Consider the following 24,843-nt stretch of genomic DNA (forward strand, 5'->3'; position numbering starts at 1 on the left):
CTCACCGCCGCCAGGACGGCAGGTTCCACCACGGCCCCCACACCACCCCGTGAGCATGCGGTTCCAGCACCGGGGGATCGTAGCGCCAGCCGTCGTCGCGAACGGCGTAGGTGTGATGGACGAAGGCGAGGAACACCGAGGACGGCGCCTCCCGGTACAGCCGCTGGATCTCGCGGTAGCGGGCTTCGTTCGCCGGCCCCGGAGCGCTCGCGCGCGCCTGTTCGAGCAGTCGGTCCATCTCCGGAGAGCCGAAGTCACCTGGATTGGAGAACGGCGACGCACCGGGCGTCCGGGTGTGCAGTGCGGAGTAGACCTGGGAATCGATGCTGTACGGGAACTCGCCGCCGGCCAGGAGCACCGCGTCGTCGGCGAGCCGGGATTCGATCTCGTCCCAGCTGGCGCCGTGCGGATCCACGGAGATCCCGACGCGTTTCACCGCGGCGGCGAACGCGACCGCCAGGTCGCGACGGAGGGTGTCGTCGGCGGGGTAGAGCAGTGTGAACTCGGCCTTGTCGCCGCCGCACCGGCGGACGCCCGACGGCCCGCGGACCCACCCGGCGCGGTCGAGGATCGTGCCCGCGCGAGCGACGTCGACCGTGAACCGGGCGGCGGGCTCGTAGTTCTCGCCGTAGACCGCCGAGATCGGGGTGGCGGCAGGGGTGCCTCGACCGCCGAGCACATCGTCGACCAGCGCACGGCGATCGACCGCGAGATTCATCGCGAGCCGGGAGGCGACGTCCGCCGTGAACGCGTTCTGCGAGGGCAGACTCACGCTGCGCCAGTCGGCGGAGTCGGCGTCGACCACCGTGACGCCGGATCGGTCCGCCAGACTGTTCGCGAGTTTGGGCGGCAGGTTCGCTCCCGACACCTCGCCGCTGACGATCCGTTGCGCCCGGGCGTTGTCGTCGGGCGTGTAGGTGTAGACCACCTTCTTCAGGGCGGGCGCCGACCCCCAGTAGTCCTCGCGCGCGACGAAGACCGCTTGATCGGGCTGCAGGGATTCGAGTCGGTACGGGCCGGTGCCCACCGGATGCCTGCCGATGTCCCAATCCGCGGCCGGACGATTCTCGACCTTCTCCGAGGGAACGATGCCCAGCAGCAGATACGGCGACGGATCGGCCTCGCCGGTCACGTGGACGGTCACCGCGTGCGGACCTTCGGCCGCGACTTCGGAGATAGGGCCGATCGCCGCGCTCATCGACGAGGCGACCGCGGGGTCGGTGAGCGCGCGGTAGGTGGCGACCACGTCGGCGGAGTCGAGTGCCGAGCCGTCGGAGAATCGGACGTCCTCGCGCAGCGGCAGCCGCCAGACCCCCGGGCTCACCGCGCGCGGGGGCTCACTCGCGAGCGCCGGCACCAGGTCTGGTACCCGGGAGCTGTCCGCTGCCGACGGCCGGAGGAGACCCTCGTAGAGGGGCGAGACGCCGAGTGTCCCGTAGCCGTCGAGGGGGTTGTAGCCGCCGAGCTCGACGGCGTCGGCGAGGACGATCTGGCCGGTGCCTCCGGCGTCGGACGACGTGCACCCGGCGAGGCCGAGGACGAGAGCCGGAACGAGGACGAGGGCGGGACACAGGAGGCGGCTGGTGCGCATGGAGCTGTGCCTGACGTCGAAGGAGGACGGGACATGTGTGTGAACTGACATATGTCGAATTGAACGTGTATCAGAGATTCGGCGGCGCGGCCGGATTCGCGGAAACGATCGACGGACCCGTCGCGGGCGCGGCCCCGACCGTGATGGAATGACCACACGAGTTCGAGAGGAAATGCGCATGGCGGAACGGTCTGCGCAGTCGCGGGAGCGGCTGACGCCGAGACAGATCGAGATCTGGTCGACCCGTTTCGCTCTTCTCGGTGATCCCACCCGCCTCGCGCTCCTGGTGGAGATGCATCGCGAGCCCGATCTGGCGGTGGCCGAACTCGCCGAGCGCGTGGGGATCACCGAGAACGCGGCATCGCAGTCGCTCCGTGCCCTCCGCGACAGCGGGTGGGTGCGGACCGCCCGGGCCGGGCGCCGCGTGCGCTACTCGATGATCGACGACGCCGTGGTGCACCAGATCCTGCACGACGTAGTCGGGATCGCCCACGTACACGGCCATCCGCACAGCGCGCGACATCCGGGCGCGGGCGGCGACTGACGTCGCGAGGTCCCCGACACCCGCCGGTCGCTCACAGGGTCAGGGCCAGCCCCAGCAGGCACGCGACCACCGACCCGGCGAGAGTCGACGCCTGATAGATCACCGCGCGGGGTGTCAGACCGAAGAACAGGGTCTCGTACATCGAGGTGGAGAACGTGGTGAACCCGCCGCAGAAGCCGGTGGCGATGATGACGTTCCAGTTCGAGTCGAGCGAACCGGTGGTCGCCCACCCGGCGATCAGACCGATGAGCAGTGAACCCAGGATGTTGATGATGGCGGTCGGACCGATCGCGGTGGTCAGCTTGCGTGTGCGCATCAGCGCGTCGAGGACGAAGCGGGTCACGGCGCCGAGCCCGCCGCCGACCATCATGGCGAGGACGATCACGGTGTCGCCTCCGCGGGCTGCGGGACGCACCGGCGCGCGGCGGCGACCCCCACCGCCACCGCGATCAGTCCGATGAAGACGCTCGCCGCGGCGTACCCGGCAGCCAGATACGGGAAACCGTCACGACCGAGGTCGGAGAGGTCCAGGGCGAAGGAACTGTAGGTGGTGAGGCTGCCGCAGAAGCCGGTGCCGACCCCGAGCCGGATCTTCTTGCGAAGACCCGCGTCCGGCCCCAGTCGCAGCAGCAACTGCAGCAGGAAACCGAGAATCAGTGCGCCGGCGATGTTGACGGTGAAGATGTCCCACGGCCACCGCCCCTTGCCCGACGGCAGATTCTCCTCGGCGAGCCACCGGACGAAGGTGCCGGCCATTCCGCCGAGGAACACCCAGATCACGCCGGTGCCGCGTAAGGCGTCCGGTACGTGCATGCGCTCTGACATGTCGGTCCCTCACCCCCGTAACTGTCGTGAACAAGCGAATCCTATAAGACGCGAGGCCGGTTTCGGCCGAAGCCGCCGATCGCGAATCCGGCTCGCGCGCAACGGGTGACTGACCGCCGCGCCGGGTAGCGTGGACATGTGACCCACACCTCATCTGCATCTGCACGCGGCGGTGCGTCCGGACTTCCGAGCGGCGGTTCCCCGGTGGTCTCGACCACCGCCGGGCGTGTCCGCGGAAGGATCCGCGGCGGCGTCGCCGCGTTCCTCGGAATCCCTTACGCCGCACCGCCCGTCGGGGCCGCCACCTTTCAGGAACCGCGTCCGCACGAGCCGTGGGACGGCGTCCGCGACGCCACCTCCTACGGTCCCACCGCACCGCAGGTCGGGTATCCGGCACCGATAGCCGCGATCCTCGACAACGTCGTCGAACTCGGCGACGACTATCTGAACCTGAACGTGTGGACTCCGGATCCTTCGTCCGAAGGTCGACTGCCGGTGATGGTCTGGATCCACGGCGGTGCCTTCGCCCGAGGATCGAACCGGATCGCGATCTATGCCGGCGACACGTTCGCGCGTGTCGGTGTGGTGTGCGTCGGCGTCAACTACCGTCTGGGAGTTCCGGGATTCGGCGCCTTCCCGGACGCGCCGGACAACCGGGGACTGCTCGATCAGATCGCGGCGCTGGAGTGGGTGCGCGACAACATCGCCGCCTTCGGCGGCGATCCGGCGAACGTGACGATCTTCGGTGAGTCTGCGGGGGCGATGAGTGTCGCGTCGCTGCTGTCGTCACCACGGGTCACCGGCCTGTTCGGGCGGGCCGCGATGCAGAGCGGCAACGGCATCACGGTGGCCGACGTCGACGACGCCCGGAAGGTGACCGCGCGACTCGCCGAGCGGCTCGGAGTCCCCCATGCCGCAGCCGCGTTCGGCGAGATACCGACGGCGGATCTGCTGAAGGCGCAGACTCAGGCGGTCCTCGAGTTCACGATGAACCCCGACCCGGAGATCTGGGGCAAGACCGTCACCGACATCGGCATGGGCATCATGAACATTTTCCCGGTCCTCGACGGCGAGATCTTGCCCGACATTCCGCAGAATCGGATAGCCGACGGCGCGGGCGCGGGGATCGGGCTGCTCGCCGGCTGGAACGCCACCGAGTTCCGGTTCTTCTTCGCTCCGACCGGAGTGCTCGAGGCGGCGACTCCCGAGATGGCGCGGGCGATGCTCTCACGTGCCGGAATGCCGACCGCACTGCTGGACGAACGGCTCGCCGACGGGGTGAGCGCCGGGGATGCGTTATGCGAGGCGATCACGGCGATCGCCTTCGCCGACCCCACCAGAGCACTCGCCGAACTGCGTCCCGAGTCGCCGACATACCTCTACGAGTTCGCCTGGGAGAGCCCCGTGTGCGACATCCGGGCCGGACACGCCGTCGAGCTGCCCTTCGTCTTCGATCACCTGGAAGCGGCTCACGCGCTCACCGGACCGGACCCGGACCAGTCGGTCGCCGACGCGATGCACGCGGCGTGGGTGCGGTTCGCGAAGACCGGAGATCCCGGATGGGCGCGGCACACCGAAGCCGCCGATCCCCACGTATTCGGCTGAGATCCCGATGGGCCTCCATGGGCCTCGGCGGAGTCATCTTCCGGGCGTCACCAGGCTCAGCCCCTCCTCGATCCATCCGCCGACGACGTCGAGGGCGTCCTGCGCGGCGTCGATATCCGGGGCGCGTTCGATGTACGGGGGCGGACAGCGCCCGGCCACCACGGCGGCCATCGCCCGCATCGCCCCGGAACCCTCGTCGTCGAGATAGCCCGAGTGCGCGGAGCGTCCCGCTACCGGCGTGCCGTCGCTGTAGTTCCCGGTGTCGAGCCGTGTCACACCCGGCGCGGTGTCCGGATCGCCGCCGTGGACCGATGAGCCCATCTGCTGCCAGTACTGGATCGGGTCACCGGGCGGGGTGAGCGAGTACCGCTGGACGTGCGGCTCGGCGTTGTTCCAAGGCCGGTCCTCCACACCGGTGCCCGCCGACGAGGCGTACACCACGCGATCGGATCGCAGCCCCGACTGTTCCGCCGTGCCGACCACGGCTCCGCCGTACGAATGCCCGATGACGGTGGTCTTCAGGTCGAGCCCCGACGCGTCGATCTGCCGGTCGAGCGCCGCGGCGAACTCCACCAGGCCCGGCGCCATCCGGCGTGCGGGCTCGGCGTCGGAGGCGGTGCCCGCGATCGGGCTGAGATCGGCGTCGATCAATTTCTGCGGCAGCGGGCCGTCGGCGTAGACGATCACCGGTGCGCCGCTGGCGTGCGACAGGTTGGCTGCGCGCCGCCGATAGACGTCGACGCTGTGTAACCCGGTTCCGGTGCCGGGGACCAGCACCGCCGCGCCGGTGGCGTCCGCTGTCAGATCTCCGACGAGTTCGATGAACCGGCCGTCTCCCACGTCGCGGAAACCCAGAAAGGTCCGCGGAACCAACCTGCCGGGATGCAGCGGGTCGGGTGCGGGACGCAGGAGGGCGCGCAGCTGTCGGGCTTTCGCACCGTCGCGCCGGCCGGCCGCGACTTCGGCGTCGAGCGTCCGCTGAATCGAGATGGTGTTGGCCTCCGCGCGGTCGGCGAAGTCGATGCCGTTGAGGTTCCCGACAACCTCCGGCACGGAATCGATGAGATTGCGTCGCTGCGCCGGAGCGAGTGATTCCCAGTACCGTTCCACCACGTCCGGCGGCATCAGGTCCAGCAGTCGGCCCGCTTCGGTGGCCTCAGCGTATCCGCCGATCGGGAGGGGCACCACGTTCCCCGACCCGTCGAGGTGCCGCATCAGCATCGTGAGCCTGCCGCTCAGCGCGGTGTCGGCGGCGTCGGCCTCAGTGAGGAGGGCGGTGATCCGCTCGGTGAGATAGTCGGCGTCCGCGCGACGTCGAGGATCCGGGTGGGCGACGGCGCCGTCGTCGCCGATGTTGAAGCCCGAGCTCCGCGCCGTGCGGATCTGGCCGACGATGCGGTCGCGCACCGCGGACAGCCGTCCGTGTCCCTCTCGCGTGGCGTCGGAGAGGTCGACGAGCGTCCGCTCGAATCGATGCAGCGCCGTGACTTCGGCGTCGACGCGGTGCCCGGCACTGGTTCGGGTCACTCCCGACCAGGTCGGATCGAGGTCGAAGGACCGGCGGACGGCATCGGCGGTGTTGGCGACGCTCTCACCGCCGACGTCGAAAGCGGTGGCCGTGGCCAGCAGGGTCTCCGGACGCCATCGGAGAACCTGGGCGACGCCGGTCACCGCGGCCTCCGGAGGGCGGCGAGGTCGGCGGCGCAGGCCCGGTCCGACTCCACCGTCGTCGTGTTGAACTTCTCGAGCGCCGCGGCCGAGCCGGCGAGGTGCCGTGAGAGGGCTGCGGCGGCGTCGTGCACCGCTGCGGCGCACGCTCGCAGTGATTCCGCCGACCGGCTGCCCGCCAGAGACAGATCGCCGGCCGCGCAGTCGAGGCCGGCGATCTCATCGCTGGACCGTCGCCAGAGGGCGACGATGCTGTTCAGTTGATCGGGAGTGATGCCGAATCCCATGGACGCCTCCGAATGATCGAGATGAACTCTTCATTCGTTAGACGCACGCGGAGCTTGTTCGGCTCCATCGTTCATCCACAGGCCGGCGTGGCCCGTCTCCTCTCGGGTCAGGCCGGGACCGGTGCGGTTCCGGGCCGGGGGAGGGCGCCGGCCTCGGCGTCCGCGAGCAGATTCGCCACGGTTTCGCCGGAGTCGGTCTTGTTGGTGCCGATGAATCCGGTCGGGCCGCGCTTGATCCATCCGGTCACGTACAGGCCCGGAATCGCCTCGCCGTTCTCCACCACGCGGCCGGCGACGTTCGCGACCGTGCCCTTCTCGTCGTCGAAGGGCAGACCCGGAACGGGGCGACCGCGGTAACCGATGGCCGTGAGCACCAGACCCGCGTCGATCACCGACTCCTCGTCGCCGCCGGTCTTGACGAACCGGACTCCGGAGGCATGCCCGTCGCCCAGGATCTCCACCGGGGTGAGCCCGAACGACAGCCGGATGAAGGGCTCGGCGGGCTTGCTCCGCTGCGAGATCTCCCGCAGTAGATTCACCTTGGCCGCCACCGTCGGGTCGTCGATGTTCGTCGCGTCGACACCGGACAACTCGGCGGGATCGACCCACACTCGCGCGGGACCGTCGGCGAGGCCGATCAGCTCCGGGAGCGTGAACGCCGCGTGCTCGGGACCGCGGCGCGCCACCACAACCACTTCGCGCAGATTGGATGCGCGCAGTGCCGCCAAGGCGGTGGGATCGATCGTCGTCGGTGCGAGCCGATCGGTGTCGGCGGTGAAGATCCGCGCGACGTCGAGGGCCACGTTGCCGTTGCCGATAACGACCGCTCGCTCGGCCGAGAGATCCGGTGCGGCGTACGCGAAATCGGGGTGGCCGTTGTACCAGCCGACCACCGAGGTGGCGCTCTGCACGCCTTCGCGATCCACACCGGGGATCTGCAACGGCCGGTCGGTGGGTGCTCCGCCCGCCCACAGCACTGCGTGGTGAGCACTGCGGAGCTCGTCGAGCGAGACGTCGCGGCCGATCTCGGTGTTGAGCAGGATCTGGATGTTCGGATGACGCGCGATCTCGTTGAAGAGGTCGGTCACCGTCTTGGTGGACAGGTGATCGGGCGCGACGCCGAAGCGGACCAGACCGAAGGGTTCCGGCAGACGCTCGGACACCGTGACCCTGACCTGGCGATGCTTCAGAAGCTCGTCGGCGGCGTACATGGCCGACGGTCCCGAGCCGACGATCGCGATGCGCAGTTCGTCGGGTGTCGCGCCGCCCAGCGCCGCGGGCTTGACGATGGGCGCCATCGGCAGCCGCCAGTCGGTGCGGACCGGGAAGCGCGTCTCGGTCGGCGCCGGATCCGGGTAGTGACCGGCGTTCACGTCGGCGAAGCGCGCGGCCTCCTCGGGAAGTCGGCGCCCCGGGACGATCGCGCCGACCGGGCACGCGCTGACGCACGCACCGCAGTCGACACACGTCGACGGATCGATGTAGAGCATCTCCGAGATGCCGAAGTCAGGCTCGTCTGGAGTGGGATGAATGCAGTTGACCGGGCATGCGTAGACGCACGAGGCGTCGCCGCAGCAGGCCTGCGTGATGACGTGAGGCACTGTTGTCTGTTCAGCTCGCGTTGTAGGTGGGCTCGCTGCGGTAGCGAGAGGAACGGCCGTCGATGCCCATCGCGCGCCACACCTGGCGGGAGGCCGGGTTCATCAGGCCACACTGCTCGGCGAGCATGCGGACGTCGCCGAACACGCCGGACAGGAAGATCTGCGACTGCTCCGACTTCCAGAAGATGTCCTTCATGACGCTCTTCGGCACGTCGAACTCGCGCTCGAAGTCCTTCGGCGGAACCACGATCGCGCTGCACAGCACGCGCATGACGATCGGCATCGCGATCGACAGTGCGAACTTGGTGATCGGGCCCTTGCGGGGGACCGTGTTGCGCAGGTGGTTGTGCGCGAACGAGATGTGCCGGGCCTCCTCGGCCACGTGGAGTTCCATCACCGCGGACATCGCGGGGTGCAGTTCCTCGCGTGCGCGCAGGAAGTCCTTCTGGATGTGGTCGATCGGCTCTTCGCCCGCCAGGACGCCGAAGTAGAAGATCGTCGGCCAGAAGGTGGAGAACAGCGGGATGATCGGCGATGCACGGCGCAGCCACCAGCGCATTCCCTTGGTGTCCATGCCGATGCGGTTCACCAGCTCCTGGAACATGAGGGTGTGGTTGCACTCCTCCTTGGCCTCGTGAGTGGTGTAACGGAACCGCTTGTCACCGTTCGGGAGGCGGTCGGCGTACTGCATGAGGCCGCGGATCAGGATCGACTCGAACTGAAGACCGACCTTCGCGACATTGGCCTGGCGCCACATGCCGATCTTGATCTGCTTCTCCTTGGGGAGGCTCTGGTACCAGGGATGCCGGCCGATCGGGTCGACCTTGTACGAGAGGATCCACCGCGGATCGTTCGGGATCACGGCCATGTGCGGCGCGTCCCAGTCGATGTCGATGTAGGGGTCGAAGTTGCGCCGGACCGACGCGGTCGAGAGGTCCTCGAGGACCTGCTGGTAGTCGGTCCCGGTGTCCTGCTTGGCAGGCGGTGTGTACGTGGTGGGCCGGGGCTGCGTGGACGTCATTGTCTTCTCCTGACTTGCGTCGGTGGACGAAGGCCGCCGAAGTAGAACTTGTTGTCCCAAGCGTCGCACCGCAGCCCGATCTTGTCAATGTTCGATGGCACAGTCAGCGTGGACAAATGGCGGTGTCGCGGGTCACACCGCCGGCAAGGGAGAATGACCGCGTGGAGATCGTGGGAATCGTCGTCGTGTGCGTGCTGGCGGTCGCCGGCGCCAACCAACTCGCCCCCCGCGTGCGGATCGCCGCGCCGTTGCTGCTGGTCGGTTTCGGGGTCGCCGTGAGCTACCTGCCGGGAGTCCCGCCTATCTGGGTGGATCCGGAGGTCGTGTTGATCGGCGTGCTTCCGCCGCTGCTGTACGCCGCGGCCGTGGCGCTGCCCGCGATGGACTTCAAGCGCGACTTCCAGGCGATCAGCGGACTGTCGATCGTGCTGGTCGTGATCAGCGCGCTCCTGCTGGGACTGCTCTTCATGCTGATACTGCCGGACGCGGATTACGCCACCGGCGTGGCGCTCGGTGCGATTCTCAGTCCCACCGACGCGGTCGCGACCACCACCGTCAAACGGGTCGGTGCGCCGCAGCGGCTCATCACGGTGCTCTCGGGGGAGAGTCTGTTCAACGACGCGAGCGCGCTGGTGGTGCTCCGCGCCGCGATCGCCGCGATGGCGGGCGGACTGTCGATGGTGGGCGTGGCCCTCTCGTTCGTCTGGGCGATCATCGGCGCCGTCATCGTCGGCGGCGCAGTGGGCTGGGTCTTCATCGTCGCCCGCGCGCGCATCTCGAACGCCGCGGTGGCGACGGCGGTCTCGTTCACCGCGCCCTACATCGCGTACGTGCCGACCGAGATCATGGGCGCCTCCGGACTGGTGGCCGCGGTGGCCGCCGGACTGGTGACGGGCCGAGGGTCGGTGCGCAGGCTCACCGCGGCGCACCGGCAGTCGGACCAGCAGACGTGGCGAACCGTCGAGTTGCTCTTGGAGGGCGGCGTCTTCCTGCTCATGGGACTCGAACTGAAGGCCCTGGTGATGGATGTGACGGCGAGCCACGAAAGCGTCATCCACGCCTTCTGGCCCGCGGCGATCGCGTTCGTGCTGTTGATGGTGATCCGGTGGGGATTCGTGATGACCCTGGTCGCGGCCATCTCCCGGCGGTCGCGCAGGTGATCGCCCGGGAGCCGATTCTCGAGCAGATGCAGGACCGACTGGGAGATCCCGACGCGGCCGCCGACCGGCTGACGCCGCGGTTCCAGCGCCGGATCGACCGGCGGCTCGCGGACATCGAGTACTACCGGACCGAGTCGATCGGCTTCCGCGAAGGACACGTGGTGGTCTGGGCGGGGATGCGCGGTGTCGTCACGCTGGCCGCGGCGCAGACCCTCCCCGCCGACACGCCGTACCGTTCGCTGTTGGTACTCGTCGCCTTCGTCGTCGCGACCGGGTCGCTGATGATCCAGGGCAGCACGCTGGGTGCGTTCATCAAATGGATGAGGCTGCCCGACCACCGTGCCGACGCGGCGCGTGAACTGCAGCGGCTGAACCGGGAGATGGCCTCCATCAGCGTCGAAGTGCTCACCGACCCCGCTGTCTGTTCCGACAGCATGCTCGCCCGCAATGTGGAACAGGTGCGCTCGCTGGAGGCCTCCGACGACGGCGACCCCACCGGCGACGTCCTGGACCGGCGTCTGCGCAACGCGGTCGAGATGCGGCGCGTCCGACGCGTCATCATCGACCGCCAGCGTGCCGAACTCATCGATCTCCGCGACCGCGGCGCCTACAGCTCGGAGGCCCTGACCTCCGCGCTGGCGCGCCTCGACGCGGAGGAGATCAGCCTCGACGCGCAGGCGAGCCGGTGAGCGGCTGCGGGCCGGTCAGTCCACGATGACGCTGGGCAGTGCGCCGGTGAACCAGAGAAGCGAGAGCGCCAGCAGGAACCACGTCGCACCCTGCCAGATCTGCCACCGGCCGCCCGATTTCCAGTTCAGGTAGGTCCGGACCATCGCCGCCAGGGTCCCGAGGATCACGACGCTCGGGGCGGCGAGGATGAAGAACTCGTTGAGTCCGCCGCTGGTCGACATCGCCGCGATCAGCACCACGACTCCGAGTGCGACGGTGACGCAGACATGCGTCGCCGCGTCGCGGATCTCGCGCGGGGCGGTGGTGGTCGACATCGTCAGGACACCTCGATTGCGTCGGGTTGGGGACGTTTGACCTCTATTGTACGGATCGACACACCCGGACCTAGTACCGATGCGGCGGCCGGGCTCTTGGTGAACAATGGGAGCCGAGGCTTAGTACGGAAGCCGACACAAGGGCTCCGGGCCGGTGTGAAGGAGAGCAGTCGCAAATGAGCTTGATTCTGGTCGGCGTAGACGGATCGCCCGAATCGACCAATGCGGTTCGGTGGGCAGCTGCCGCGGCTGCCCTCGAGGACCTCGATCTGAAGATCGTCGCCGCATACAGCTCCACCACCAGTGACTACGCCCCCGGCCTCGTGATCCCGCAGGACGTGATCGACGCGATCCGCAGCGAAGCAACCGGGTTCGTGCAGGAGGCCGCCGCCACCGCTCGCGAGGTGGCTCCGGACGTGAAGCTGAACGGCTCGATCGTCGAGGGAGACGCCGCTCGCGTGCTCCTCGAACTCGGCGGACAGGCGCAGATCACCGTGCTCGGCACGCGCGGTCTGAGCAGTGTGAAGGGTCTGTTCCTCGGTTCGGTGAGCACCAGCGTCGCCGCGCACTCGAAGGGCCGCGTCGTGATCGTGCCCGGCGGGGCCCTCGGCGGTGACGGACCGGTCGTGGTGGGCGTCGACGACTCCAAGATCAGCGACCCGGCGGTGGCCGAGGCGTACCGCCAGGCCGATCTGCGGAAGAAGAAGCTGGTCGCCGTGCACACCTGGACTCCGCTCGATGCCGACGCCCTGCACGGTTTCGGTCTCGACGAGCAGGAGATCGACGAGATGTCGCAGCAGGCGGTCGAGGCCGTCGCCGAGCGCATGGCCGGATACGGCCAGGACTACCCGGATGTGGAGGTGGAGCGCGTGGTGGTTCCGGAGGAGCCGGCGAAGGCGATCCTCGACGCCGCGGGCGACAAGGCTTCGCTGATCGTCATGGGCAGCCGTGGCCGCGGCGGCTTCACCGGACTGCTGCTGGGATCGCGCAGTCAGAAGGTGCTCCATCACGCGCAGGTGCCGGTGATGATCGTCCGCCGCTGACGGCAGCGTCGGTAGGGAGACAGGGTTTCGACAGGAGCCGGGCGCGGAAGCGCCCGGCTCCTGCACGTTCGCGGCGGCCGCCGACCGTCGCCGACCGGATGAGCGGGCCGGTCGCGCGCACCCGATAATCTGAGTCCACAATGAAGAACCTGCCTCGCGGACTGTGGATCCTGCTGATCGCGAACGCCGTGATCGCGCTCGGCTTCGGTCTCATCGCCCCGGCGCTGCCGATCTTCGCCAAGACCTTCGACGTGTCGTCGGCGGCGGCCGGGTTCGTGGTCTCGGCGTTCGCGCTGATGCGGCTGCTGTTCGCGCCCGCAGGCGGCCGTCTGGTGACGATCCTCGGGGAACGCAAGATCTACCTGACCGGATTGCTGATCGTCGCGCTGAGCACCGCGGCCTGCGCGTTCGCGCAGAGTTACTGGCAACTGCTGGTGTTCCGGGCGGCGGGCGGCATCGGTTCGACGATGTTCACCGTCTCGGCGATGGCATTGCTGATCCGGCTCTCGCCCCAGGAGGTTCGGGGACGGGCCTCCGGATACTTCTCGGCGGGCTTTCTCGTCGGCAACCTCACCGGACCGCTGATCGGTGCGGCGCTGGTGGACTTCGGTCTCCGTCTGCCGTTCGTGGTGTACGCGATCGCGTTGCTGGTCGCGACCGCTGTGGTGGCGACGTTCATGCCCCCTCCGCCCGAGCCGCAGCGCGCCGACGCGGCCGACGCGGTCCTGCCCGCTGCGCCGGCGTTCTTCGCGTCGCTGCGACAGCGCGAATACCGCGCGATCCTGACTTCGAACTTCGCGCAGGGCTGGGCGTCGATGGGGGTCCGCGTGGCACTGGTGCCGATCTTCGTCCAAGACGGGCTCGGTTACGGGACGGCCTGGGCGGGCATCATTCTGGCGTGCTACGCCGCGGGCAACATGATTGCGATCCTGCTGTCGGGCCGGTTGTCGGATCGATACGGGCGACGAGCGGTGATGATCCCCGGACTGATCGTGGCCGCTGCGGGGACGCTGCTGCTGGGCTATTCGCCCGACATCTGGATCGCGCTGGCGCTGACCGCCGTCGCCGGCGTCGGCTCGGGCCTGTTCGCACCCACGCACCAGGCCGCGCTCGGCGACATGCTGGCGGGCAAGCGGCGTGGCGGATCCGCGCTCGCGGCCTACGGCATGGCCTCCGACCTCGGCGCGGTGTCGGGCCCGATCCTCACCGGTCTCGTCGCCGACGTCTTCGGTTTCGGCCCGGCCTTCATCGTGACGGGCTGTGTGGTGCTGCTGGCCCTGGCGATGTGGCTGGTCACACCGCGTCAGCTCACGACCAGCTCGGCAACCAGATCTGCTGACCCCATTCGACGTTAGAGATCGGCGCGCCGGTCAGAACCGGCCAGAGCCACACGAAGTTCGCGACCACCAGCGCGATGTACAGCGAGACCACCAGGACGCTGATCAGCCGTCTCTCCGATGTGGCGCCGCGGGGTGCGGCGCGCAGGAGGTCGCCGCAGACCAGTGCCAACCCCATCACCAGGAACGGGGCCATCGCCGTGGCGTAGAAGAAGTACATCTGCCGGTCGATGTCGGCGAACCAGGGCAGGATGCCCGCGCCGTATGCGGCCAGGACCGCCGCGTAGCGCCAGTCGCGGCGGGACACGATGCGCCAGAGCGCCCACACGATCATCGGCAGCGACAGCCACCACATCGCCGGCGTACCGATCAGCATCTGCGCACGCACGCAGTCCGAACCACCGCATTGATCAGGCCCGTAGGAGATGGCGTAGAGCATCGGACGCAGACCCATGGGCCAGGTCCAGGGTTTCGACTCCCACGGATGGTGATTGCCCGCCGCGTTGGTCAGCCCGGCGTGGAACTCGAGGATGCCCGACTCGTAGTACCAGAACGACCGGACGGCCGCAGGCACCCACGAGAACGGGCCGCCGGTGCCGATCTTCTCTCCGACCACGTAACGGTAGACCGAGGTCTCGGACGAGAACCACGGTGCGAAACTCGCCACGTACATGAGGAAGGGGAGCACGCCCAGTGACGCCGCCGACGGGATCAGGTCGCGTCGCAGCACACCGACCCACGGACGCCGGACGCGGTAGGCGCGGCGTGCCGAGACGTCGAAGGCCAGTGAGAGCAGCGTGAACACGATGACGAAATAGGCGCCCGACCATTTGACGCCGCAGGCCAGTCCCAGCATCACCCCGGCGGTGAACCGGTACCAGCGGAAGCCGAAGCGCGGACCGAAGGGGGAGTCGTCCATCCGGCCCTGCAGCCACACCCGGTGCATGCGCTGGCGCATCTGATCGCGGTCGGCGATCAAGGCGGCGAAAGCGAGCACGATGAACAGGATCTGGAAGATGTCGAGCATCCCCATGCGAGACTGCACGAACAGCACGCCCTCGCAGATCGCGAAGACGCCGGCGATCGCACCGATCAGCGTCGACCGCGCCATCCGCCGGACCGTCAGATACACCGCGAGCACGATGATCACACCCGAGACCGCCGACATGAAACGCCAGCCCATCGGGTTGTAGCCGAACATCCATTCGCCGCCCGCGAGGATCCACTTGCCCACGGGCGGGTGGACCACCAGGCCGTACGCGGGATTGTCCTCGATGAAGTTGCCGCCGGTCAGGACCTGCCATCCCTGAGGGACGTAGTGCTTCTCGTCGAAGACCGGTGTGCCCTTGTCGGTCGGGTGCTGCAGATCCCAGAACCTGGTGGCCACCGCGATGAGGACCAGGATCGCGCCGACGACGGTGCCGCGGAGCCGGTCGGTGGGCCCGAACACCGGCTCCGGGACGCGCGGACCGGGTGCCGTGCCGAGGTCTTCGGTGAGCGCGCGGTCTTCCGCGGTCGCGCGGTCGAGGATGGCGGCGGGGGTCACCTGTGCGATGGTAGCCGGATCAGTAGTCTGAGTCGGTGACCAGTAGTGACGGACAGTCGAGCGCAGCGGGGGCCGGACGGCTGGTGCTGGCCGGGACTCCGATGGGACAGCCCGGCGACGCGTCGCCCCGGCTCCGCGAGGCGCTCGGTTCGGCCGACATCGTGGCCGCCGAGGACACTCGCCGGACGCGTGCGCTGGCGGCGGCGCTCGACGTCGAGATCAACGGCCGGGTGATCAGCTACTACGACCAGGTGGAAGCGTCCAGAGCGCCGGCTCTGGTGGAGGCGATCGTCGGGGGAGCGACGGTGCTGCTGGTGACCGATGCGGGGATGCCGTCGGTGAGCGATCCCGGCTACCGGCTGGTGGTCGCGTGTGCCGACGCGGGGCTGCCGATCACGTGTCTGCCGGGTCCGTCCGCGGTGACGACCGCGCTGGCGCTGTCGGCGATGCCGTCCGAACGGTTCTGCTTCGACGGCTTCGCTCCCCGTAAACAGGGCGCGCGCCGGGACTGGCTGGCCGAACTGCGCACGCAGCCGCGCACGGTCGTGTTCTTCGAATCTCCGCACCGGCTGGCGCAGACTCTCGCCGACGCCGCCGATGTGCTGGGTCCGGACCGCCGCGCCGCGGTCTGCCGGGAGCTCACCAAGACCTATGAGGAGGTGCGGCGGGGCCGGCTCGACGAGCTCGCCGAGTGGGCGGCCGATGGCGTCAAAGGCGAGATCACCGTCGTGATCGCCGGAGCGTCCGAGACGGACGAGACGGTGGGACTCGACGAGGTGGTGGAGCGGGCCCGCCGGCTCGCAGACTCGGGGCTGCGGCTGAAGGACGCGTCCGCCCGGGCCGCCGCCGGTACCGCCTACTCGCGGCGGGACGTGTACCAGGCCGTGCTGGAGAGCCGAGGGGAGTGAGCGTGGCACGGCTGCGCGGTCTCGACGACGTGGTTCGCGAGCTGAATCCCGCCTACTTCTCCCTGGTGATGGCTACCGGGATCGTGTCGATCGCAACCGAGATCGAAGGCTGGCGGTTGCTGTCGGTGATCCTCATGTGGATCACCGGGATCGCCTTCGGCGTGCTGCTGCTGCTCAATGCGGCCCGGCTCGCCCGGCATCGCGACGCGGTGGTCTTCGATCTCCGGGTGCCGAACCGCACTTTCGGCTTCTTCACCGTCGTCGCGGCGACGAGCGTGCTCGGGACCCGGCTGATGCTCGACGGTCATCTCGTCGCGGCCCTGGTGCTGCTGGGCTTCGCCGCCTCGATGTGGCTGGTCCTGGGTTATGCGCTGCCGCCGATGGCGTTCACCGCACGCATCGGCCAGTCGCAGCTCGAGCGCGCCGACGGCACCTGGTTCCTCTGGGTGGTGGCGACGCAGTCGGTGGCCGTTCTCGCCGCCGCCGTTCAGCCCCACGTCACCAGCGGTCAGGCCGAGATCGCGCTGCTGGCCGCGCTGTGCTGGGCGGTCGGGGTGTTCCTCTACATGGCCGTGGCTCTGTTCGTGGCCGCGCGGATCTTCATGCACCATCCGAAACCGGACCAGTTGAGCGGCGCGTACTGGATCGCGATGGGGGCGACGGCGATCACCGTGGTCGCGGGCGCGAACATCGAGAGCATGGCGGACGTGCCGGTGCTGGACGTGATGCGCGGAACCGTCGAATCGGTGTCGGTCTTCTTCTGGGCGTTCGGTACCTGGCTGGTACCGCCGTTGCTGTTCGCCGGGTACTGGCGGCATATCCGCCACCGGATACCACTCCGCTACGACGCCTCGTTCTGGGCCATCGTGTTCCCGCTCGGCATGTACGGAGTCGGCAGTCACCAGATCGGCTCGGTCAACGGTATCCCGTTGATCGATCACATCGGGCACGTCGAGATCTGGATCGCCACGGCGGCCTGGTTCGTGACCTTCGCGGGGTTCGCGGCTTCGCTGGCCGGTCGGTCGCCCCGGCTGCTGCCGCTGCGGTCTATCGAGAACGCGGGCCCGGATGCGCGGTGAAGCCGACGATCGAGGCCGCCTTGTCGAGGCATTCCTGCCACTCCGCGGCCGGTGACGAGTCGATGGTGATCCCGCCGCCGACGCCGAGCGTGAGGCCGCCGTCGGGGCCGACGGCCACCGTGCGGATCGCCACGTTGAGATCGAGCAGGCCGCCCGGGCCCGCGATGCCCACCGCGCCGCAGTAGATCCCGCGCGCGTGATCCTCCCAGTCCGCGAGCAACTCGGCCGCGCGGATCTTCGGGGTTCCGGTGACCGATGCGGGTGGGAAGGCGGCATCGAGCAGGGAGCGGTTGCCGACCTCCGCACGCAGGGTCGCGGCCACCGTCGACACCAGATGCCACACGCCCGGGGCGCCGACCACCGTCAGCAGATCGGGCACGGTCACCGATCCGGTGCGCGCGACGCGCCCGAGATCGTTGCGGACGAGGTCGACGATCATCACGTTCTCGGCCACGTCCTTGGTGGACGCGGCGAGTACCGCTGGGTCGTCGGCGGCCGGAGCCGTGCCTTTGATGGGCGACGACGTCACTCGGTCGCCACGCCGGTCCAGGAACGACTCGGGGCTGAAGCTCGCGACGGATCCCCAACCCCCGGACAACCAGGCCGCCTTCGCCGGCGCCGTGGCGGCGGCGATGTCGGCGAAGAAATCGATGGGCCGGCCGTCGAGTTGCCCGTGGAACTGCGTGCAGACGCATGCCTGGTAGACCTCGCCGTCGGCGATGGCGTCGAGGCACTTCTGGACGGCGCACAGATGTCGGTCCCGGTCGGGGGAGACCCATTCGGCCGACCACCGCCTCGACTCGGGTGGAGCCGCCGCCTCCAGCGCCGCCCGGGCCCAGTCCGGCAGCGGGGCACCGGTGGCGGTGTTCCACGACCATTCGCCGTGCGACAACGTCAGCACTCCGTCGGTGACGCCCCCGACCACCGAGGGCAGCGGGGACTCCTCAGCCCGGACGGGGAATCCGAGTGCGCCGAACCAGTACCCGTCGGGCCGGTCGGGTGGCGCGAGCCCGGGGACGAGTTCGATCGACGGTGCGATCACCGCGTCGGCATCGGCCCAGTCACCGATCAGCCCGGCCGGGCCGGGCAGTCCGCGATCGGCGGCGGCCGCGTGGAATGAGCGGAGGACGTCGAGCGCGGAGGGTCCCCGCGCCGGCGCCGGATCACGAGTCATGCGTCCGCGGCGGGACTTTCCTGGCGCGGAAACACCGGGGCGGGCTTCGGCAGGGCGGTACCCGGCGTCAGCCGGTCGGTGACGGCGGTGAACCGGCGATCGGCGTCATCCGAACCGACGGCGAGCAGATCGAGCAGGGTGGAGGCCGACTGCGGCATCACCGGCTGCACCAGCAGTGTCACGATGCGCACCACTTCGGCGCATACATAGAGCACGGTGGCGGTGCGGTCGAGGTCGGTCTTGGCGAGCTTCCACGGCTCCTGCGCGGAGACGTACCGGTTGGCGTCGGCCAGCACCGACCACAGTGCTTCGAGCCCGAGGTGAATGGCCTGCTTGTCGAACTGGTCACGGACGCGCGGCAGCAGAGCGTCGGCGGCGTCGAGCAGGGCGCGGTCCTCGGCCGTGAACGGACCCGGCTGCGGCACCTGCGACCCGAAGTACTTGCCGATCATGCTGAGGGTGCGCTGGGCGAGGTTGCCGTACTCGTTGGCGAGATCGGAGTTGTTGCGCGAGACGATCGCCTCCGCCGAGTAGGAGCCGTCCTGCCCGTACGACACTTCGCGGAGGAAGAAGTAGCGCACCGTGTCGAGCCCGAACTTCTCGACCAGTTCGTGCGGGTCGACGACGTTGCCCACCGACTTGCTCATCTTCTGGCCGCGGTTGAACAGGAAGCCGTGCGCGAAGACCCGTTTCGGGACGTCGATGCCGGCGCTCATCAGGAAGGCCGGCCAGTAGACGCAGTGGAATCGGATGATGTCCTTGCCGATGATGTGCAGGTCGGCGGGCCAGTAACGTTCCAGCGTCTGCTGGTCGTCCGGGAAGCCGACTCCGGTGAGGTAGTTGGTGAGGGCGTCCACCCACACGTACATCACGTGCTCGGGCGCGCCCGGGACCTTCACGCCCCAGTCGAAGGTGGTGCGCGAGATGGAGAGGTCGTTGAGGCCGCCCGCGACGAAGCTGCGGACCTCGTTGCGCCGCACGTCCGGTCCGATGAACTCGGGATGCTCGTCGTACAACGCGAGGAGACGGTCCTGATAGTTGGAGAGGCGGAAGAAGTAGGTCTGCTCCTCGGTCCAGGTGAGGACGTGACCGTTCTCGGTCGCAACGCGGTTGCCGTCCTCGTCGAGGGTCGTCTCGTCCTCGGTGAAGAAGGCCTCGTCGCGGACGTCGTACCAGCCGGCGTAGGAGTCGAGGTAGATGTCGCCCGCCGCCTCCATCCGCTTCCAGATCTCTTCCGACGCCCGGTGGTGGTCGGAGTCGGTGGTGCGGATGAACCGGCTCAGATCGGTGCCGAGCGCGGCGTGCAGCGCCTCGAAGCGATCGGAGTTGGTCTTCGCCAGTTCCGCGGTGGAGATGCCCTCCTTCTCCGCGGTCTGCTGCATCTTCTGTCCGTGCTCGTCGGTGCCGGACTGGAACCGGACGTCGAAGCCGTCCAGCGCCTTGAACCGCGCGAGGACGTCCGCGGAGATGAACTCATAGGCGTGCCCGATGTGCGGGGCGCCGTTCGGGTACGCGATGGCGGTGGTGATGTAGAAGGGCGACGACGCGCCAAAGGACTCGCTCGGCATAGTAGCCCGATTGTACGTGCTCGCGATTCGTCTACCGCGCTGAGCGCTGGTACGGCTCGCATCCGGGCGGGGCCTCGGGGGCGGTGCGCGGCCCGAGCCGTGGAATGCCGAGGGTGACCGGATCGTCGCCGAGGACGAATCGCTCACCGTGATGGGCGAGTTCGACCGTCGGACCCGACAGCAGTCGGTAGGTCGCGGTGTCGGAGTCGACGGCGACGACGATGCGCGATTCGCGGATCATCATGCGGAACGACATGTAGCTGAGCTTCGAGGGAAGGCGCGGGGCGAAGGTGACCTGACCGTCGAAGTCGCGCATCCCGCCGAATCCGGCGACGCAGTCGGTCCAGGCGCCGGCCAGGGCCGCGATGTGCAGTCCCGACGAGACGTTGTTGTGCAGGTCGTGCAGATCGGTGAATACCGATTCGCTCATCAGGTCGTAGGCGAGGTCGAGGTATCCGACCTCGGCCGCGGTGACCGCCTCGCAGCAGGCCGAGAGCGACGAGTCGCGCACGGTGATCGGGTAGTAGTAGTCGAAGTTCGCCAGTTTCTGCTCAGGGGTGAAGCGGTCGCCGAACAGGTACATGGCGAAGACGAGGTCGGCCTGCTTCACCACCTGCTTGCGGTACAGGTCGAAGTACGGGTAGTTGAGCAGCAGCGGGTACCTGCCCTTCGACCGCTCGAAGTCCCACCGGTCGAGTTTGGTGAACGACTCGCACTGCTGGTGGACGCCGAGTGCGTCGTCGTAGGGCACGGTCATATCGTCGGCGCACTGCGTCCAGAAGGCGGTCTCGTCGTGCGTCACGCCGAGCTGTCGTGCCACGACGGGCTGGCGCGAGCACGCGGCGACCGCGTCGCGCAGTGCCTGCTGTGCGGCGAGATTGGTGAAGACGTTGTTGTTGACGATCGCCGTGTACTCGTCGGGGCCGGTGATTCCGTCGATGCGGAACTTGCCCGCCGAATCGTGGTGGCCGAATCCGGCGAAGAACCTGGCGATCTCCACCAGTAGCTCGACGCCGCACTCGACCTCGAACGCCTCGTCGCCGGTGGCGCGGATGTAGCGGGCGGTGGCGTTGGCGATGTCGGCGGACACGTGGACTCCCGCGGTGCCGGCCGGCCAGTAGCCGGAGCACTCGTCACCGTTGATCGACCGCCACGGGAACATGGCGCCGTGCTGTGCGAGTTCGGCGGCCCGCGACCGGGCCTTGTCCATCGTGGCGTGCCGCCAGCGGAGTTCTTCGCCCGCGGCGGCGGGAACGGTGTAGGTCAGCATCGGCAGCACGAAGCTCTCGGTGTCCCAGAACGTGTGGCCGTCGTAGCCGGGGCCGGTGAGCCCCTTGGCCGGGATGGCGCGCGATTGCCCGCGTGCACCGGCCTGCAGCACATGGAACAGGGAGAAGCGCACGGCCTGCTGCAGTTCGGGATCGCCGTCGAGTTCGATGTCGGCGTCGAGCCAGAACTCGTCGAGGTAGTCGGACTGCTCCTGTTTGAGGGCCTCCCAACCGGTCTCCTTGGCCATTGCCAGCGCGGCGTCCACCTGGGCGCGCAGCGCGGGCACCGACCGTCGGGCCGACCAGCCGTAGCCCATGTACTTGGTGAGCACCAGCTTGGTGCCCTGGGGGACGGCGGCCGCGACGGTGAGGCGTGCGAGGTCGCCGTCTGCGCGGATCGAGGTGTCCGCGGATGCGGGCAGTTCCAGTTCGTGGTCCATGCCCGCCGCCACGGCGAGTCCCGAGCGTGCGGTGTGGTGGACGAGAACCGCGGAGAAGTCTTCGCAGTCCGCGAGATCGGCGACCAGTGGGCGCTCCAGCGCCGCCGCCAACCGCGGATCCTCTTTGGCGGAGGCCGCCCCGCCCATCGGCTCGTTGGCGAGCAGATCGGACTGGAGGACCAGTTTCATGTCTTCACCGATCGGCTCCACCTCGTAGCGGATCGCGGCGATGGTGCGCTTGGTGAACGAGACCAGTCGTTCGGATCGGATGCGGACGGTGCGCCCGGTCGGTGAGGTCCACAGGGTGCTGCGCCGCAGGGTGCCGGTGCGGAAATCGAGTACACGTTCGTGCTCGACGGTGCGCCCGTACCTCAGGTCCATCGGCTCGTCCTCGACGAGCAGGCGGATGATCTTGGCGTCCGTCACGTTGACGACGGTCTGTCCGGACTCGGGGTAGCCGTAGCCGCTCTCGGCGTAGGGCAGGTCGCGCAACTCGTAGAACCCGCTCAAGTAGGTGCCCGGTTTGTCGACGGGTTCGCCTTCCTCGAAGCTGCCGCGCAGTCCGATGTGACCGTTCGACAGCGCGAACAGGGTCTCGGTGCGGCCGATCATGTCGATGTCCAGTCCCCGCCAGCGCAACTGCCACGGGCTGACGTCGAATCCCTCCACCGGGTGCACGCCGTGCTGCGGGATGTTGACCGGGTCCGTGTGGCTCGACGTGTCGCCGTGCGTGGTGTGGGCCAGCTCGCTGGTGGTCGGTTCGATCACGGACGGTCCTTCTCGGGCTCGTAGCTGCTCGGTTCGGTGGCGCGGTGGGCGGTCAGTTCTCGGCGAGAAGATCGTCGAGGTCGGTGACGACGATAGAGGCACCGGCGGCTTTCATCGCATCCGACTGGCCGCTGCCCACGCGATCGATGCCCACGACGTAGCCGAAGTCACCGGCAGCGCCCGCGGCGACCCCGGACACCGCGTCCTCGAAGACCGCCGCGGCGGAGGGAGCGACACCCATCAGTTCCGCACCCCGCAGGTACGAGTCGGGCGCGGGCTTGCCCGCGAGTCGCTCGGCGACGATGGTGTTGCCGTCGACGCGCTGTTCCACGAACTGCGTCAGTCCCGCGGCTTCGAGGACCTGCTCGCCGTTGCGGGAACTGGTCACCACCGCGATGTGAAGCCCTGCCTCGCGGGCGGCGTGCAGGTAGCGGACGGAACCGGGGTAGGCGGTGACGCCGTCGCGGGCGAGCGCGGCGAGAAAGGCGTCGTTCTTTCCGTGCGCGATCGATGCGGCGGTGTCGTCGTCGACGGTGATGCTCCGCGACGCGAGGAAGGTGCGCACGCCGTCCATTCGGGGCCTCCCGTCGACGTAGTCGAAGTAGTCCTGGTCGGTGAACGGGCGGAGGCTGTCGGTCCGGCCTCCGATGTCACCGCCGGCTCGTCGGGTGAGGAAGGTGTTGAACGCGTCCGTCCACGCGACGCGGTGCACCGATGCGGTGTCGGTGAGCACTCCGTCGAGGTCGAAGAGCGCAACCGTGATGTCATCAGGGAGTCCCAGCACGGTCACGACGCTACCCGCCGATCGGGGTCTCTACCCGTCAGACGTGTCGTGTCCCCGGCGGCTGCATCCGCACGGGCCGGCGGGTGCGGATTCGGCGGATGCAGATTCTTCGCTTGTCCGGCGTGGTGGATGGGGTTGAGGCGCCAGGGTTGGTCGGTGGTGGCTGGTCGCCAGGCCATGCGTCCGGCATCGGGTCCGTCGGTGAGGATGGTGGTCTCCCATTGGCCGCGTTTGGTGCCGACGGCGCGGTTGTGGCGCCCGCGCGCGGCGCCGAGAGCATCGATGTCGGTGCGCCCTCCCGGGGTGATCCAGTCCGGTGCGTGATGGGCTTGGGTTTGGGCGAAGGGTCGGTCGCAGCCGGGGGCGGTGCAACCACGGTCGCGGGCGAACAACGCCAACCGCTGCGCTTTACTGGCGAACCGTGCCGCGCGGCCCTGGTAGAGGACTTCGCTGGTGTGATTCCGGAACACCGCCAGGTGCGGCACCGCGTCGGCGGCGAGCCGGACGAGTTCACCGATCGGGATGCGGGTGCCGGTGGCGGTCAACGCGATTCCGGCGTGGGCGGCGAGTTCTTGGTCGGTGACGGTGATGACCAACTCCGCTGGTATCCGGTTCGGTGCACCGAGTCCGCCGTGGGCGAGAACGTAATCACACAACGCCAGCAGCGCGTCGTGTGTGCGTTGGGCGGCACTGCGCAGATCCCGACCCCGCGCCGCCGCCAAAGCCTCGGCGTCGATGCCGTCGGCGTCAATCGTTCCAGTCGGCGAGCCCGAGTCGGCGGGATTGTTCATCCCGGGTGCGGCCCAGGCGGTCAAGATCACCTCGAACTTCGCCCGCAACTCCGGAGTCATCGCGCCGCGGACTTTGCTCATGAGTTGTCGGTCTTGCGGGAGGATGGTGATTCCGCGTTGGCGTTGCCGGTCGACGTGATCGCTTTCCTGACCATCGGGGTCCAGGTGAGCGAGCAGGCGGTCACCGACCTTGCCCAGATCATCCGGATTCAACCCGGCCGCAGCCTGAGCGAGTTCGGCCTCCGCACGGGCCTTGACTTCCGGCGAGATGCAGCCGGGCACTTTCGCCAAAACGGCCGAGATCACCAACGCGTGTTCGGCGCCGACAGTCCCGGCCGCGACCGCGGCGGCGGTGGCGGGCTTCCGGGGAGGCAGCGTCTGCCCTTGGAAGTTGGAGAACTCGCCGATGGTCTCGGTCATCCGGAGCCGTCGACCCGCCTCACGGGTCCCCAGCCGCAAACCCTGCGACAGGTACTGATGCGGATTCAGATAGCCCGCGGTGCGGTGAGCATTGCGGTCGGAGACCTCCACCAACAATCTGGACGAAACGCCGTCCCAGCGTCGCCGGATGCGTTCGGCGGTCTGTGTGTGGGCCAGCAGTTCCGGTTCGGTCTCCGGTGACAGGGAGGTCTCGGCGAGCTTCACCGCCGCGGCATCGATCAACGCCAACAACTCCGCGGGCTGGTCCGGCAGTGCACCGGTGGCAACGACAGTCGCGATCGAATCGGTGATCGGATCGGTCATCGCTGCCACCTCCCCCGAGTGTTTCAGCTGGTCACACCATGTTTTCTTGGATATCTGAACACTACCAATCGGGTATGACACAACTGA

General features: G+C 68.6%; 22 protein-coding genes. 8 read left to right on the plus strand and 14 right to left on the minus strand.

Annotation, left to right across the window (positions count from 1 at the left end; translation table 11 throughout):
• Nucleotide 1 precedes the first annotated feature (1 nt).
• Nucleotides 2–1,591 carry an ABC transporter substrate-binding protein gene (locus ACZ5QD_RS00520; protein WP_062367629.1) on the minus strand — a complete coding sequence of 530 codons (1,590 nt, stop codon included), beginning with the start codon at nucleotides 1,589–1,591 and terminating at the stop codon, nucleotides 2–4.
• Between the two features lie 178 nt (nucleotides 1,592–1,769).
• Between ACZ5QD_RS00520 and ACZ5QD_RS00525 the strand changes: the two genes are divergently transcribed.
• Nucleotides 1,770–2,135 carry an ArsR/SmtB family transcription factor gene (locus tag ACZ5QD_RS00525; protein ID WP_278126373.1) on the plus strand — a complete coding sequence of 122 codons (366 nt, stop codon included), beginning with the start codon at nucleotides 1,770–1,772 and terminating at the stop codon, nucleotides 2,133–2,135.
• Between the two features lie 31 nt (nucleotides 2,136–2,166).
• Here ACZ5QD_RS00525 and ACZ5QD_RS00530 read toward each other — a convergent pair whose 3' ends face one another.
• Entirely contained in the window at nucleotides 2,167–2,520 is a 354-nt protein-coding gene (locus tag ACZ5QD_RS00530) for a fluoride efflux transporter FluC (RefSeq protein WP_006894758.1), read from the minus strand.
• Nucleotides 2,517–2,960, minus strand: a complete 444-nt coding sequence (locus tag ACZ5QD_RS00535) for a FluC/FEX family fluoride channel (protein WP_006894759.1) — start codon at nucleotides 2,958–2,960, stop codon at nucleotides 2,517–2,519. The genes ACZ5QD_RS00530 and ACZ5QD_RS00535 overlap by 4 nt, the downstream gene beginning before the upstream one ends.
• 204 nt (nucleotides 2,961–3,164) lie before the next feature.
• Between ACZ5QD_RS00535 and ACZ5QD_RS00540 the strand changes: the two genes are divergently transcribed.
• Nucleotides 3,165–4,565, plus strand: coding sequence for a carboxylesterase/lipase family protein (locus ACZ5QD_RS00540; protein ID WP_464367287.1), 1,401 nt, complete (start codon nucleotides 3,165–3,167; stop codon nucleotides 4,563–4,565).
• A 33-nt stretch (nucleotides 4,566–4,598) separates the two neighbouring features.
• Here ACZ5QD_RS00540 and ACZ5QD_RS00545 read toward each other — a convergent pair whose 3' ends face one another.
• The 4 genes from ACZ5QD_RS00545 to ACZ5QD_RS00560 all read right to left on the minus strand — a co-directional run bounded on the left by ACZ5QD_RS00545 (nucleotide 4,599) and on the right by ACZ5QD_RS00560 (nucleotide 9,142).
• Nucleotides 4,599–6,236 carry an alpha/beta hydrolase gene (locus ACZ5QD_RS00545; RefSeq protein WP_062367627.1) on the minus strand — a complete coding sequence of 546 codons (1,638 nt, stop codon included), beginning with the start codon at nucleotides 6,234–6,236 and terminating at the stop codon, nucleotides 4,599–4,601.
• Nucleotides 6,233–6,520, minus strand: coding sequence for a hypothetical protein (locus ACZ5QD_RS00550; RefSeq protein ID WP_062367626.1), 288 nt, complete (start codon nucleotides 6,518–6,520; stop codon nucleotides 6,233–6,235). Before ACZ5QD_RS00550 ends, ACZ5QD_RS00545 begins: the two co-directional genes overlap by 4 nt.
• Before the next feature lie 107 nt (nucleotides 6,521–6,627).
• Complete coding sequence (locus ACZ5QD_RS00555; protein ID WP_464367011.1) at nucleotides 6,628–8,121, minus strand: FAD-dependent oxidoreductase; 1,494 nt, start codon at nucleotides 8,119–8,121, stop codon at nucleotides 6,628–6,630.
• A gap of 10 nt (nucleotides 8,122–8,131) precedes the next feature.
• Nucleotides 8,132–9,142, minus strand: a complete 1,011-nt coding sequence (locus ACZ5QD_RS00560) for an AurF N-oxygenase family protein (RefSeq protein ID WP_006894764.1) — start codon at nucleotides 9,140–9,142, stop codon at nucleotides 8,132–8,134.
• Nucleotides 9,143–9,303: 161 nt separating this feature from the next.
• Between ACZ5QD_RS00560 and ACZ5QD_RS00565 the strand changes: the two genes are divergently transcribed.
• Nucleotides 9,304–10,302 (plus strand): cation:proton antiporter, encoded by a 999-nt coding sequence (locus ACZ5QD_RS00565; RefSeq protein ID WP_464367012.1) that lies wholly within the window; start codon nucleotides 9,304–9,306, stop codon nucleotides 10,300–10,302.
• Entirely contained in the window at nucleotides 10,248–10,991 is a 744-nt protein-coding gene (locus ACZ5QD_RS00570) for a cation:proton antiporter (RefSeq protein ID WP_464367013.1), read from the plus strand. Before ACZ5QD_RS00565 ends, ACZ5QD_RS00570 begins: the two co-directional genes overlap by 55 nt.
• 15 nt (nucleotides 10,992–11,006) lie before the next feature.
• On the opposite strand, the gene ACZ5QD_RS00575 is transcribed toward ACZ5QD_RS00570, so the two are convergent.
• Nucleotides 11,007–11,306: a hypothetical protein gene (locus ACZ5QD_RS00575; RefSeq protein ID WP_006894767.1), complete on the minus strand. Its 300-nt coding sequence runs from the start codon at nucleotides 11,304–11,306 to the stop codon at nucleotides 11,007–11,009.
• 176 nt (nucleotides 11,307–11,482) lie between these two features.
• On the opposite strand from ACZ5QD_RS00575, the gene ACZ5QD_RS00580 reads away from it, so the two are divergent.
• Both ACZ5QD_RS00580 and ACZ5QD_RS00585 read left to right on the plus strand, forming a co-directional pair.
• Nucleotides 11,483–12,349 carry a universal stress protein gene (locus ACZ5QD_RS00580; protein WP_346074663.1) on the plus strand — a complete coding sequence of 289 codons (867 nt, stop codon included), beginning with the start codon at nucleotides 11,483–11,485 and terminating at the stop codon, nucleotides 12,347–12,349.
• 140 nt (nucleotides 12,350–12,489) lie between these two features.
• Complete coding sequence (locus tag ACZ5QD_RS00585; protein WP_006894770.1) at nucleotides 12,490–13,704, plus strand: MFS transporter; 1,215 nt, start codon at nucleotides 12,490–12,492, stop codon at nucleotides 13,702–13,704.
• On the opposite strand, the gene ACZ5QD_RS00590 is transcribed toward ACZ5QD_RS00585, so the two are convergent.
• Nucleotides 13,658–15,232: a dolichyl-phosphate-mannose--protein mannosyltransferase gene (locus ACZ5QD_RS00590; protein ID WP_375002557.1), complete on the minus strand. Its 1,575-nt coding sequence runs from the start codon at nucleotides 15,230–15,232 to the stop codon at nucleotides 13,658–13,660. The genes ACZ5QD_RS00585 and ACZ5QD_RS00590 overlap by 47 nt on opposite strands.
• A gap of 35 nt (nucleotides 15,233–15,267) precedes the next feature.
• Here ACZ5QD_RS00590 and rsmI point away from each other — a divergent pair, with 35 nt between their 5' ends.
• Nucleotides 15,268–16,140, plus strand: coding sequence for a 16S rRNA (cytidine(1402)-2'-O)-methyltransferase (rsmI, locus tag ACZ5QD_RS00595; RefSeq protein ID WP_006894772.1), 873 nt, complete (start codon nucleotides 15,268–15,270; stop codon nucleotides 16,138–16,140).
• 2 nt (nucleotides 16,141–16,142) lie between these two features.
• Nucleotides 16,143–17,219, plus strand: coding sequence for a tellurite resistance/C4-dicarboxylate transporter family protein (locus ACZ5QD_RS00600; RefSeq protein WP_464367014.1), 1,077 nt, complete (start codon nucleotides 16,143–16,145; stop codon nucleotides 17,217–17,219).
• Here the strand turns inward: ACZ5QD_RS00600 and ACZ5QD_RS00605 are convergent.
• The 5 genes from ACZ5QD_RS00605 to ACZ5QD_RS00625 form a co-directional block, all read right to left on the minus strand.
• Nucleotides 17,188–18,393: an aminodeoxychorismate synthase component I gene (locus ACZ5QD_RS00605; RefSeq protein ID WP_464367015.1), complete on the minus strand. Its 1,206-nt coding sequence runs from the start codon at nucleotides 18,391–18,393 to the stop codon at nucleotides 17,188–17,190. The two genes, ACZ5QD_RS00600 and ACZ5QD_RS00605, sit on opposite strands and share 32 nt — an antisense overlap.
• Nucleotides 18,390–19,961, minus strand: coding sequence for a methionine--tRNA ligase (gene metG, locus ACZ5QD_RS00610; RefSeq protein WP_464367016.1), 1,572 nt, complete (start codon nucleotides 19,959–19,961; stop codon nucleotides 18,390–18,392). The genes ACZ5QD_RS00605 and metG overlap by 4 nt, the downstream gene beginning before the upstream one ends.
• A 31-nt stretch (nucleotides 19,962–19,992) precedes the next feature.
• Nucleotides 19,993–22,362 carry a glycoside hydrolase family 65 protein gene (locus ACZ5QD_RS00615; RefSeq protein ID WP_045537778.1) on the minus strand — a complete coding sequence of 790 codons (2,370 nt, stop codon included), beginning with the start codon at nucleotides 22,360–22,362 and terminating at the stop codon, nucleotides 19,993–19,995.
• A gap of 127 nt (nucleotides 22,363–22,489) precedes the next feature.
• Nucleotides 22,490–23,221, minus strand: coding sequence for a beta-phosphoglucomutase family hydrolase (locus ACZ5QD_RS00620; protein ID WP_464367017.1), 732 nt, complete (start codon nucleotides 23,219–23,221; stop codon nucleotides 22,490–22,492).
• A 2-nt stretch (nucleotides 23,222–23,223) separates the two neighbouring features.
• A complete protein-coding gene (locus ACZ5QD_RS00625; RefSeq protein WP_464367018.1) occupies nucleotides 23,224–24,756 on the minus strand; it encodes an HNH endonuclease signature motif containing protein in 1,533 nt (510 codons plus the stop codon).
• Nucleotides 24,757–24,843 lie beyond the last annotated feature (87 nt).

It is taken from the genome of Gordonia sp. J1A, from assembly GCF_055393515.1.